Source organism: Alteromonas sp. P256, from assembly GCF_036864455.1.
Classification (GTDB): domain Bacteria; phylum Pseudomonadota; class Gammaproteobacteria; order Enterobacterales; family Alteromonadaceae; genus Alteromonas.
Window position 1 is genome coordinate 163,314 of record NZ_JAZETM010000004.1, and the last position, 12,930, is coordinate 176,243.

A 12,930-nucleotide genomic window follows, 5' to 3' on the forward strand; every position below is an offset into this window, starting at 1 on the left:
ATAATTCCTTGTTGTTTCGTTTGCTCTTTCAAGCCGCTCTTTGCACCTGCATTCTCAAGCTGTTTTATAAACCGCTACATCGACAATTACAGGGGAAAACTGTTGGGGCAAGAAAGATGCCCTGCCCCTCATTTGTAACGAACGCTTCTTAATGTTTTGTTCGGCTAAGTACCAATTAAAAAAGCACAAGCTCGCTAAAGTTCTAATTAGCTAGTGTTCTAATTCGCTAGGGCTATTAGAGCCCTCAGCTATCAAAACCTCAGCTATCAAAACCTCACCTATCAAAACCTCATGCTAGCGCCTACAAAGAAGCGACGTCCATTCGCACTTTGCGTTCCACCCAGTCGCTTACCATCACTTGAGCGAACATAATAGTTCTCCCAAATTTCATTGGTTAAGTTAAGGGCTTCAGCTTTAAGTGTAATGGTTTCGGTAATATTCCAGCTAAGCTGCGCATCAAGCTGCGATTGCTCGTCGCGGAATTGGTCGCCAATTTCGGCCTGGGCAATAAAGTACTCCGATCGATAGTTGTAGTTCAAACGCGCACTGTACAAGTCAGTTTCATAGAACACCCCTACGTTAAACGAGTCTTTAGACGTATTTGGAAAGCTCACTGTGCGCGAGGCTAGTGTTGCCCCCGTTATGTTGCCGTCGGCATCGGTCACGGGTACCGCTTCATCAACCTGTGCATCTGCTACATCGGTATACGTATAGTTTGCATAACCACCAAACCCATTTTCAAACACGTGCTGCACTTGCACTTCAACGCCGTCAATGCTGGTTGAGCCACCATTTTCTGGCGTTCTTAGCTGATTAATCTGCTGGCCATCAATTTCGCGAGACACGGTTTTAGTAAAGATAAAGTCATTAATGTCTTTCTTAAATACTGTAATTGCTGCAATGGATGACTCACTAAAGTACCACTCGGCACCAACTTCAAACTGATTGGCTGTTAACGGATCTAACTGCGGGTTACCGGCAGAGCCAGAGCTGGTTTCAGGCGTTAGGTTAACCGCTGGAGCGAGTTGGAAAGGCGCTGGACGAGTAAGCACCCGTGACGCCGCCATTCTCACTAATACGTCTTCGGCTAAATCGTAAGATAGGTTAATGCTTGGCAGCCATTCATTATATCCACCGTCAAACGAAACGGCTTCACCAGAGTTTAAGTCGAAGCCATTAGAGGTTGAGTCGGTCTCAACATAGCGTAAACCCATATTACCTCTAAAGCCCTCACCGCTAAATTTTGCCATAACGTAAAGTGCGGTGATGTCTTCCTCTACTTCAAAAGAAGATTCTGGCAAGAAGCGATCGGTAGTGCGGCACAGCGTTGTTTCATCGCCTGTACACTCGGCAACGTCGTAGAATGCGTTGTACATGCTGTCTTTATCTGGGAAAAAATAGCTTGCCGCTACCGCATTGGTTTCGCTGTGAGACACGTTAAGCATATCGCCGGTCCAAAAATCTGACGCAGGCCCCAAACTTCCCTCGCCTACTGGCGCTAAATTAGCCAAATCTGTTCTGTAACGCGACTGTGAAAAACTTCTATCGCGGCGTTTCACACCCGTTTTCACCTCGGTGATAGCGCCCCAGTCTACTGAGTGCTCGTAATCAAACTGTACGTAGTTTTCAGTATCTTCTGTGCTGTTGAATTGGTCGAATATGCCGCCTAGCCACATTTCGTCAGTCGGATTAGCCAGCCACGGACTTGCCGTTGTGAAGTCGATGTAAGGCGAATCACCGCCTGGATTATAAAAATCGAACGCAGCTCGTGGGTCGTTAGCATCAGCCCAAAACTCGGTAAAGAAATCGCGGTTTTCGCCCTCGCCCGTCGTGGTACCAATTTGGAAGTGCAGCACGCCGCTGTCGGTAAGATAGTTACCTTCAATATCGATAATTTCTGTAGACATTTCTGAACCGTCACGGAAAATATTGTCATAGGCAATGAATCGCGCCCACGCTGGACGCTGCGGTAAACCAGTGACATTAAGCGATTCTACAACGCCGTCGCTCACAGTACCCGTATTGGTATCTGTTCCCATATACGCAATGCCGCGAAATGGAATACCAATAAGGTTTGAGTTAACGTTGTCTGCCTTAAGGGTAGAGGATAAATAGTGCACCGACATATCGAAGTTATCGGTTGGTGCCCATTGTGCAGTTACATCAAAACCAACGCGTTCGCGGTCTTGTTTAAATAAGGCAGAGCCCATTCCCCACGGCAGTGCGCCTTTTTCCTGCGCTCCACTTGGGGCTTCTATAAGCGGGTCGATACGCGCAATGCTAGGCCCAAACCAACCAAAGTCTTCGTTAGTTTCACGTTCCACGGTACGTTCTTGGTATGAGCCTGAAAACAAGATACCAAAAGTTTCTTCCTCATTTTTCCAGCTGTATAAACCCGAGACTGATGGGTCTAAAGCATCGGCAATATCGCCGTACTGCCCTTCGATAGACAATTGACCAGAGTTCGCGTCTAGGTCGAATGGCTTTCTGGTTTTCAGTATTACCGTGCCACCTAATGCACCTTCATCAATATCAGCTTGAGACGACTTGTATACTTCAAGTCCTGCAATCATTTCAGAGGCTAGAATTTCAAAGTTAAAATTACGAGTGGCATCGGATAATACAAACCACTGCCCTGTACCTACTGCTTGACCATTCACTAAGGTTAAGTTTTGATCAGGCTGTACACCACGAATTGTGACGCCCTGACCTTCACCAAAATCTCTATCGATTGTAATACCTGGTACACGTGCTAGGGTTTCTGCCACGTTTTTATCGGGAAACTTGCCAATGTCCTCGGCTGTTATTGCATCGACAATTGCGTTTGAAAAACGCTTAGCGTTGATGTTTGCTTTTTGGCTGCCGCGAATACCCGTAACTTCTATTACTTCAGTTTGATTCTTTTTAGTTTGCTGTTGATCGTCTTGCTGCTGTGCTAGTGCAACCGGCACTATCATGCCGCTTAATGCGCCCATTGTAATGGCGAGGCGAATACTTCTCGTGAGTTTGCTTTGTTGATTTTTGTACATGGTTTTAACCTTCTCTCAGCCAAAATGACAACGCTGTCATTTATTATAATAATAAAATGACAGGCGCTGTTTTCTGCATACATTTAAAGATGACAGCGCTGTCATTAGGTGTTAAGTTACATGACAAGATGTGAACGCGCAATTAAAAATTTAACAAAAAAGTAATAAATGGAACTTATTTGTTGAAATTTAAAGCAATTTTTTGGTGAGGTGAAAATTGGCTGCAACAATCAAAAGTGTCGCTGAGTTGGCCGGTGTTTCAATTAAAACGGTGTCTCGTGTCGTTAATAAAGAAGGTACGGTTAAGCCCGATACACTCAAGCGTGTAGAACAGGCAATTGCCGAGCTTAAGTACACGCCAAATAAGGCAGCGCGAGATCTTGCCAGTAACGCTACCTCGGTACTCGGTTACGTTTACGACAACCCCAACGCCTACTACATTATTGACATGCAGAAAGGTATTTTAGATGTTTGTCGCAAGAATAACTTCGAGCTTCTTATTCATCCCTGCGATGCAAGTTCTGAGAATATTGCACAAGAGTTAGTAGATATGGTGGATTCTGCACAGCTTGCTGGGCTAGTCCTTTCTCCACCTCTGTCTGAAATGCCCGATGTACTGCACCATCTTAATGAGAAAAATATTAGCTACGTGCGTATTTTGTCTGGCGATAGCGAATTTAGCTCTACCCTACCTTATGTTTTGGTAAACGATTTCAAGGCCGCTTTTCACATTACTGAGCATTTAATTGCCCAAGGCCACAAACATATCGCATTTATCGCGGGTGAAGTCATTCACAAATCGACTACCGAGCGCTTAAATGGTTACAAAGCAGCGTTGAAAAAAGCCTCTATCCTCTTCGATGAATCGTTAATTATAGAAGGCACCTATTCATTTGAAACCGGGGTAAAAAGTGCTGATGTATTACTCTCTATGCCGTCACGCCCCACCGCAGTATTTGCTTGTAACGATGAAATAGCCGCGGGTACCTTGTTTGGCGCAAGAATGAAGGGTATTGATGTACCCAACGATTTAGCCATTGCGGGGTTTGAGGATAGCCCATTCTCAAGACAAACTTTTCCACCGCTGACAACTGCGTCTCAGCCCACCAACGAAATTGCGCAATCTGCAACCTCATCGCTTATTCAATATTTACGGGCTAAAAAGACAAAATCACAATTCGATAATTTAACCCAAACCTTTATTCCTCAATTAGTCGTGAGACGCTCCACTAAGGTTTCGCTATGAAAGCATTGCCCAATAACATTGTCATTGTTGGTGGAGGCAGTGCAGGCTGGATGACAGCCTGTTACCTCGCAAGAGCTGCTGAGCTGTCTGGCTCTCACTCTCAACAAAAACAACAAACCCAGCAGTCTTTGCCATCGAGCAGTATTACGCTGCTTGAGTCTTCCAACATTCCCACTGTTGGTGTGGGAGAGGGTTCTACCCCCTATTTACGACATTTTTTCGCCTATCTAGGCGTGGAAGAAAGAACTTGGATGCAAGCCTGTAACGCGACTTACAAAATGGGTATTAACTTTGAAGGGTGGAATAAAAGCGATGACTCTCACCCATCTCGAACGCCCTCTTATTTTCATCCATTTTTTTCAGCGCTTGATGTGCCCACTGCCGAGCATTACTTTAGTGCAGTGAACAAACGGCGGCATGGTAAGCCAAGCAATATTTCTGAGTCGCATTATTTTACCGCCGCTGAAATGGTAAAGCAGAACATAGCGCCCAACACCATAGTAGATAATGCCAATATCGATTACGCCTATCATTTTGATGCTGGCTTGTTGGGCGAGTTTTTAAAGCGTTATGCCACCAGCAAAGGGGTGATTCACAAAGTAGGCAATGTAGTCGATGTACACGCTCATGGTGATAACATCGAAGCGCTCCACACAGATTCACACGGTGTGCTGCATGCCGATTTATTTATCGACTGCTCTGGCTTTCGCGGTATCTTAGGTAAAAAAGCGCTGAATAGGCCAGTTATATCCTATGCCGACACTCTTTTTAACGATGCCGCGGTAGCCATACCCACTAAACGTAGTGACACCATCAAATATCAAACACGTTCAATAGCCCTAAAATATGGCTGGCAGTGGAATATTCCCCTTACCGCTCGCACGGGCAATGGCTACGTGTACAGCTCTCGCTTTTGTACATCGGTACAAGCAGAACAAGAGCTTAGAAGCGTATTAAATGAAGAAAACACTCTTAATAATAGCGCTTCTGGCAGCCCTGCCCGTCATTTGAAGATGGAGGTAGGCCGGTTAAATACCCATTGGGCGGGAAACTGTTTAAGCGTTGGTCTGTCTCAAGGTTTTATTGAGCCGTTAGAAGCGACCGCTTTGATGTTAGTGCAATACGCGCTTCATCACTTCATCGACTGTTGGCAGCAGCCCATGCCTGATACCCGTAAACACGCCCTATACAATAACGAAATGAACCGCATGTTCGATGGTATTAGAGATTACATTGCTGCGCATTATTATCTTAATACACGCACCGATACCCCTTATTGGGTGGCATGTAGAAATGAAATGAAGGTGCCAGATACCCTTGCCTACTTGCTAAAAGAATGGGACAGCGGCGCAAATTTTGAAGATGCATTAAACGAAGTAGATGCCAATTTAGTGTATTTACGCCCCTCTTGGTATTGCATTTTTGCTGGCATGAAGCGCTTTTCACCACTTAAGCACGATAGTGCACGTCATAAAGCAGCAGCGACGATTAACCCACAGCAAATGGTGAAAGATATGCTGCTTAAAATGCAAAAACCGAATACGAGAACCTATTGATTGAGTAATAGCGGTTTTCAATATTAACATTTACAAATATAATGTTGAGCGGGTAGGTAATTAGAAATACTTATATAATGAAACAGCTTTCGTTAGATAACTTGCGTACATTTGTGAGTGTTATTGAGCTTGGTGGGTACGCTAAAGCCGGCGACTTTCTTGGTCGTTCTCAGCCAGCTATCAGCCTGCAAATTAAGAAGCTGGAATCGCAGTTAGATCGAAAGCTTTTTATCAAGCTGGGCCAGCGACATGTGCCAAGTGCAGATGGCAATTGGCTGTATGCAAAAGCCAAAGAGTTACTTGAACTCAATGACAGCATATTTCGAAGTTTAACCCCTGCCCCGCTTAGCGGCCGTCTTCGATTGGGCATTCCCAATGAGTTTGCCTCTACCCTGTTGCCAGGGTTAATTGGCGAATTTTCAAAGCGCTACCCCGATGTATCATTAGAAGTCACGTCCTCTCTCAGCAGAGACTTACTGCACCCTAGCCAGCGAGATCATTTTGACCTTATTTTGGCGTTGGTGAATCCCGATGAAGACACCGAAGGCGAAGTGGTGTTAGAAGATGATGTGGTGTGGGTAGGAGATAGTGCGCATCCGCTGGTAGGTAGCACTATTCCCCTTGTACTGGCCCCAGATGGCTGTATGTATAGAAGCCGGGTAATAGAGCAACTCAAGCAACAAACATTTGCGTGGAAAATCACGTATACCAACGCTGACTTGGGGGGCATAACTGCGGCTATTCAGCAGGGCTTAGGCGTTACCGCGTTGGCAAAATCAAGCCTACCTGCCAACCTGACTTTGCTTAAACACCCTCACCTACCGAAATTGGGCAAGGTGAATATTTGCTTGTTCAACCAAGATACCCAGCACCCTGTTATTAGTAAGACCTTGGCGGATTTTTTTACGACACGGCTTAAAAATAACTAACGGGTGAAAGTGCTATACCATAGGCACTAGACGACCCAGCGGTTCCTCTAGCGATGCAGGTGGCTCAGTAAAGTATCGTGGGCCTTTGTCTGTCATATATAAACAGTCTTCTAACCGCACGCCAAACTCGCCAGGAATGTATAAGCCAGGCTCGTTAGAAAAACACATACCCTTTTTAAGCGGTGCTGTTTCGCCGCGAACAAAGTTCACGCTTTCGTGACCTTCCATGCCAATGCCATGTCCTGTGCGATGACTTAGCCCAGGTAGTGCATAGTCTTTGTCGTAACCTTGAGTAACGTAATAAGCACGCACGGCGTCATCCACCTCACCAGCAGGTGTGCCCACTTTGGCTGCATCAAACGCGACATTTTGACCCTCTCGCACAGTATTCCATACGTCTGTCACTTTTTGTGATGGCTTACCGAACACGAGAGTACGGCTGATATCACTTTGATACCCGTGCACACTGCATCCGCTATCAAGCAATACTACGGAGCCTTGCTGAATAACCTGCTTTGCATTGGTGCCGTGCGGGTACGCACTGGCGTCATTAAATAAGGCAAGACACCACGTATTGCTGCCACCTAACTGTTGCTGTGCTTTGTGCATTAAGGCTTTAACTTCAGCTTGGTTCATGCCTAGCTTGAGGTGCTTAAACACAACGTCGTATGCTGCAAGAGTAACTTCATTCGCCTTGTGCATCAGCGTTAACTCGGCAGCCGTTTTATACATCCTGCAGCCACGGGTAATAGGCTCTGCAGGCACAATTTCCAAGCTAGGCATAGCGTTACTTACGCCGTTCACCACAAAGTAGCGAACGCTATTTTCAACACCTAACTTGCCGCTGGTAACGCCTCTCGATTTTAGAATGTCGGCAACAACGTCAAAGGGGCTTTCATGCTCTTGCCACACACGAACATCATCGCCTACTTTAAGAGACTCTAGTACGCTTGGCTTTTCAAAAAACGGAGTAACAACAGCAATATCCCCTTTTTGAGGAATAATAAGCGCCGTTAGTCGTTCACTGCGCCACCACTGAATACCAGAGAAATAGTCCATTGCCGCGCCCGGCTCGATAAGAATGGCCGCTATGCCTTGTGCTTTCATTAAAGACTGTGCGTTTTCTATTCTTGCTTTTCGCTCTGCTTGGGTAATAGGCTTTGCGTTTTCAGTGAGCGGTTTTAGTGATGATAGCGACGGCATAGGAGCAGTGCTGCTGGCGTCAGCACTGGAAGAGGCATTTGCCGCCACCGAAAGTGCCGGTGATAGCGCGAGCCCAGCGCCTGCAAACTTTAAAAAATGTCGTTTATCCATAAAATTCACCTGTCGTGTATATTATTATTTTTTAAATGGTTTCTTTGTCTACGTTTTTAGTACCGCTTTTCTAAATACACAAAGCGGTTTATAACCCCATTGCATGACTGACGAAGGCCTGCTTAATCGCCCCCACTTTATCAGTAGCCGCCAAGCCCACGCCGCGAATAAGCTTTTTAAGCGGGTCGTTACCGTCAAATAGCAACTTAAAACCATCCATGGCTGCAATCATCTTCATCGCTTCGGTTTTACGGCTGCGCTCGTAAGGTCGTAGGTTTTTGTGTAACCCAATATCGCTGCCCTCGTTCGACAGCTGTATCAATAATTCAGCCAGTGCTAGCGCGTCCTGCATTCCTAAGTTTGCGCCTTGTCCCGCAAGAGGATGAATGGTGTGGGCGGCATCTCCCACTAGTGCGATGCCGTCTTTAGCCCATTCTCTGGCGTAGCGCATGGTTAATGGAAATGCTGAACGCTGAGTTTCTAGCGCGGTTGTGCCAAGAATGCTGTTACTTGCGGCTGTAAGAGCATTGCAAAAATCACTGTCGCTCATTGCGGCAAGTTTAGCCGCAGCTTCAGGTGTTTGTGACCACACGATAGAACAAACGTTGGACTCTGCCATAGGCAATAGCGCAAGAGGCCCTGTTGGGGTGAAAGCTTGCCTTGCCACGTTTTCATGGGGCAGCGCGGTTTTGATATTGGCAACAATGGCCGTATGTTCGTAGTCTTTAAACGTGATTGGAAAACCTGCCTGCTGACGAACAAAGGAGTTAGCACCATCTGCGCCAATAAGCAGTCGGCAGCTAAGGGCGTCGTTATTGTCAAACATCACCATATTTTGATTTGGCCCTGACAGCACCCGCTCTATGCCAGATTCAAATACCTGAACGTTAGACTGACTTTCAACGCTCTGCGCCAGCGCATTAATTAATGCCTGGTTTTCAACAATAACGCCAAGGGCATCGCTGCCCATTTCTTCACAGCTAAAATGGATATCGCCAAAGCTGTCTTTGTCCCACACATGCATAGCCACGTAAGCATTGGCGCGGTTTTTTTGAAGGTATTGCCATGCGTCTAACGATTGCAAAGCAGCAATATTGGCCTGATTAATAGCACTGACTCGTGCGGTGGGCTTCTCGCCTAGGGCGGTTGATAAAGGGTGCTTATCAATTATCGCAACAGACAGCGAACTTTCTTTTAGCGCAGCGGCTAGCGTTAAGCCAACAATTCCGCCACCCACTATTCCAATATCAACGTGTTGCATAACTCTCTCTTGTTTCTTAGGTTAAGACTCGTTAGAGGCTTGGTTTGAATTCTTTTAAAAACTGATCAAGTACAGCTATGTGCTTGGCAATGGCTCACTTAGCACCTAAGCCGTATCCAGTGGTTTGCTTAACAAACTGCTTTTTAGCAGCGGGCAACATTCCAAGCGCAAGTAGCGATATATTTCGCCCTACAACAAGGGGAAAGTGACGGTTAGAAAATGTATGTACCAAGGTGTCGGTAAGCGCCACCGTGGTTTTTCTATCTTTGCTTCTCTTACTTGCGTATTCATGCAAAACAGCGAAATCGCCGGGGTCAGAGGGTGATGCTGTGTTGCGAGTAAGCACCGATATCAAGGTGTGGATATCTCTAAGACCCAGGTTAAAGCCCTGCCCCGCTATGGGGTGAAGCGCCTGTGCGGCGTTACCCACAATCACTGTTCGGTGAGCAGTCACATCGCTGGCGAGTTTTAGTGAAAGTGGATAGCTACTTTTATCGCTAACCTTTTCTATTTTGCCTTGGCGATAGCCAAAGGCATCTTGTAGCGCACTAGCAAACTCATTGGCCGACATGGCTAATAGATGTGCAGCTTTGTCAGACTTTACTGTCCACACCACAGAAAACCCGTTGTTTGATGACTTTTCACCGTCTATTTCGTTATCAAAGGGTAAAAACGCTAATGGGCCTGAGTCGGTGAAACGCTCGTAAGCTTTGTTGTTGTGGGCTAGCTGAGTATGCACATTAAACACAATGGCGGTTTGCCCGTAGTCGCTTTCGTTTCTGCCTATACCCACCTGCTCTGCCAGTGGAGAGCGCCCCCCATCGGCCAGCACCAGCAGCTTAGCGCGGTAACATTCGCCGTTGTCTAGAGTAACGTCGGTGTGGTCAACATGCTGCTTTACACTCACTACCTTCGCAGGCGCTACATGCTCGTAACTGTCATTAGAGTCTGCAACAAGCTTAGTCAATGCACTTAATGAGACCACCTGCCCAAACGACGAAATATGAAAGTCTTTTGCTGCTAAATTCACTAACCCTAGATGGCCACTGTCGCTTACTTCAATAGCATTAATGGTCGGCGGTAATTCGCCAAAGCTGTATTCTGCCAGCTTATCTAACTGTACGTTGAGTGCTTTAAGCTCTTGTACCGTGCGCCGAGCAAGAGCGATAACGCGGGTATCGGTAAATGGATTGAAGTCGTTGGTGACAGGTGTTTTTGTTGGTGCTTTTGTTTTCAGCGAGCTCGATGAAACTGGCGCTGCCGAATCAATCAAAGCGACTTGCAGCCCTGAGCGCTTAGATAGCCCTGAGGTTTGGGACAGCCCTGAGCCTGAAGACAGCCCTGAGTCCTGAGACAGCCCTGTAGCGAGAACGCAACCGACAATTCCGCCGCCCACAACAACTACATCAACACTCTTCACTTAGTACGTTCCTTCTCGGTGCATGTGTTCAGCCCAGTCTTATTAAAGGCTAAATTACGCCATTAATGCTTCAATTTCATCAATCTCTTTAGGCACGTCTTTAGTAAGAATGTCAACGCCGGTAGCGGTAATAACTACATCGTCTTCTATTCTTACGCCAATACCTTTGAAACGATCTGGCACATCGCAATCGCTGCTAATATAGATTCCAGGCTCTACGGTAATGACCATGCCAGGGCTGAGCGCTCGGTCATCCCCATCGTGTTTGTAATCGCCAACATCGTGCACATCTAAGCCTAAAAAGTGCCCTAAACCGTGCATATAAAATTGTCGCCAGGTTTGATTTTCTAAATTTTCCGCAACACTGCCGGATAATATACCGAGCTCAATTAACCCTTCGGTGATCACTTCTGCGCTGTGTGTCATTGCCTGAGGCAAAGTAACGCCCGGAGCCAGCATATCTAAAACGCTTTTTTGCGCTTTTAAGACCAAACTGTATATGGCGCGTTGTGCGTCGCTAAACTTACCGTTCACCGGAAACGTGCGCGTAATATCGGCAGCGTACCCTTGATACTCGGCACCCGCATCAATAAGCACTAAATCGCCATTGTTAATTTGAGCGCTATTTTGCGTGTAGTGCAGTATGCATGCATTTTCTCCGCTACCCACTATGGTACCGTAAGCCGGACTGCGTGCGCCCGCCATGGCAAACTCATGATGAAGTTCAGCTTCTAACTGATATTCAAAGCACCCCGGGTGCGCAAACTGCATGGCGCGTTTGTGGGCACGAGCACTTATTTCACAGGCCGCTTTCACAACCGCAACTTCACTTGCCGACTTATACACACGCATCTCGTGTAGCAGAGGCTGTATATCGTGCACAGTAGCAGGTGCAAGAGACTGTTTCGGTGCTTCTTTCAACGTCTTCAAAGCATTAACAATTAACTGTTCGTGCTGCTCATTTGCGCCAAGAGCCACATAAAGATGTTGTTGTCCCTGCATGGCTTCAAGAATAGCTTCTTCTAACTCTTGCTCTTCAAATGCCTCGTCTAGGCTAAATCGGGACAATGCCGCCTCAGCGCCTAATCGTTTTCCTTGCCACACTTCTGCTTGTTTGTCTTTGGCTTGCACTACCATTGCGCGGTAGCTTTCACCATAGCGGGGATGATTTGAAATGATTAACCATGCGTTTGGCTCTTCAAAACCCGTTAAATACCAAAAGTCGCTGTCTTGTCTGAACAGGTATTCCGTATCTCGGCTGCGGGTAACTAAAGACGCCGCCGGTACAATGCATACACTGTTTGGCTGGCACTGTGCCAATAATCTATCTTGCCTAGAAATAAACTCTTGCGCGCTAATCATAAATTCACAAACCCTGTCGGCTTTTTTTTACTAAAGATGGATAAAGCATGTATGTTTAGCAATCAGTGTATTGAAGGCTTTTCTTTTTGATCGTCCAGCAATGACTGCCCAAGTTCACTAAAGCAGAGAATTGCTGAAATCTTCACATACTCTTCTACTTCAAAAAGTGCCTTTTCAGACTCTTCGTCTGCATCCATTGGCTCTTCCATACGAGAAATGTCCGAAAAGTCTTCAAGTGCTTCTTTTACATCATCGCTGCACTTCACTAAATCTTGCTGGTGTAATCCAAACCCAAGCATGAAGCCTTGTACCCAATTAATCAGAGCAGCGCCGCGATCGTTTATAGGGGCATGATCTTCTGGAAGTAGCAAGGTAAGTGCAAACTCAGGTTCAAGCAACTGCTGGCAAGTTTGGTTAAATAAAGTCGTTAGCGTAAACACAACCGGCTCACTAAAGCTTTCGTCTTGATTCACCGTTTCGCTTAACGCTTCTAACCATTTTTGATCGGTAAGAGACATACCACCACACAGCATGCCGCAGAGGATGCCGTGTATTTCGGCGCCATCTACCACTACGCCATGTTGTGACAATTTATTGGTAACGCTGTCGTAATCAAGCTGCTTTTCCACTGATAACTCTCTTTATATTTGAAATTTGATGTAATGCATGGGAATTATTCTCTTTGCCTTTATCCGCTTTTTTAAGGCTTGAGCACACCCGCTTAGGTATGAGTGAACCACACGAAGTAAAACAACGCCAAAAAGATAACCACCGTGCTTACACTGTGGTTTTATAGTAGCAAAATCGGGATAT

Annotated in this window: 9 protein-coding genes; 3 read left to right on the plus strand and 6 right to left on the minus strand. The window is 46.2% G+C overall.

The window, feature by feature from the left end; translation table 11 throughout:
• Positions 1 to 281: 281 nt before the first annotated feature.
• Positions 282 to 3,029 (minus strand): TonB-dependent receptor, encoded by a 2,748-nt coding sequence (locus V7R39_RS08515; protein ID WP_334030030.1) that lies wholly within the window; start codon positions 3,027 to 3,029, stop codon positions 282 to 284.
• Between the two features lie 217 nt (positions 3,030 to 3,246).
• Between V7R39_RS08515 and V7R39_RS08520 the strand changes: the two genes are divergently transcribed.
• The 3 genes from V7R39_RS08520 to V7R39_RS08530 all read left to right on the plus strand — a co-directional run bounded on the left by V7R39_RS08520 (position 3,247) and on the right by V7R39_RS08530 (position 6,760).
• Positions 3,247 to 4,275: a LacI family DNA-binding transcriptional regulator gene (locus V7R39_RS08520; protein WP_334030032.1), complete on the plus strand. Its 1,029-nt coding sequence runs from the start codon at positions 3,247 to 3,249 to the stop codon at positions 4,273 to 4,275.
• Positions 4,272 to 5,831, plus strand: a complete 1,560-nt coding sequence (locus V7R39_RS08525; protein WP_334030033.1) for a tryptophan halogenase family protein — start codon at positions 4,272 to 4,274, stop codon at positions 5,829 to 5,831. The genes V7R39_RS08520 and V7R39_RS08525 overlap by 4 nt, the downstream gene beginning before the upstream one ends.
• A 77-nt stretch (positions 5,832 to 5,908) precedes the next feature.
• On the plus strand, positions 5,909 to 6,760 hold the full coding sequence (locus tag V7R39_RS08530; RefSeq protein ID WP_334030034.1) for a LysR family transcriptional regulator: 852 nt from the start codon (positions 5,909 to 5,911) through the stop codon (positions 6,758 to 6,760).
• A 12-nt stretch (positions 6,761 to 6,772) separates the two neighbouring features.
• On the opposite strand, the gene V7R39_RS08535 is transcribed toward V7R39_RS08530, so the two are convergent.
• The 5 genes from V7R39_RS08535 to V7R39_RS08555 form a co-directional block, all read right to left on the minus strand.
• The gene (locus V7R39_RS08535; RefSeq protein ID WP_334030035.1) at positions 6,773 to 8,074 is read right to left on the minus strand and encodes a M24 family metallopeptidase; all 1,302 of its coding nucleotides are present in this window, start codon (positions 8,072 to 8,074) and stop codon (positions 6,773 to 6,775) included.
• A gap of 88 nt (positions 8,075 to 8,162) precedes the next feature.
• On the minus strand, positions 8,163 to 9,335 hold the full coding sequence (locus tag V7R39_RS08540; RefSeq protein WP_334030037.1) for an FAD-dependent monooxygenase: 1,173 nt from the start codon (positions 9,333 to 9,335) through the stop codon (positions 8,163 to 8,165).
• Between the two features lie 94 nt (positions 9,336 to 9,429).
• Positions 9,430 to 10,755, minus strand: a complete 1,326-nt coding sequence (locus tag V7R39_RS08545; RefSeq protein WP_334030039.1) for an FAD-dependent monooxygenase — start codon at positions 10,753 to 10,755, stop codon at positions 9,430 to 9,432.
• Between the two features lie 54 nt (positions 10,756 to 10,809).
• Positions 10,810 to 12,117 carry a Xaa-Pro aminopeptidase gene (gene pepP / locus V7R39_RS08550; protein ID WP_334030041.1) on the minus strand — a complete coding sequence of 436 codons (1,308 nt, stop codon included), beginning with the start codon at positions 12,115 to 12,117 and terminating at the stop codon, positions 10,810 to 10,812.
• Positions 12,118 to 12,179: 62 nt separating this feature from the next.
• Positions 12,180 to 12,746 carry a UPF0149 family protein gene (locus tag V7R39_RS08555; protein WP_334030042.1) on the minus strand — a complete coding sequence of 189 codons (567 nt, stop codon included), beginning with the start codon at positions 12,744 to 12,746 and terminating at the stop codon, positions 12,180 to 12,182.
• Positions 12,747 to 12,930: the final 184 nt, after the last annotated feature.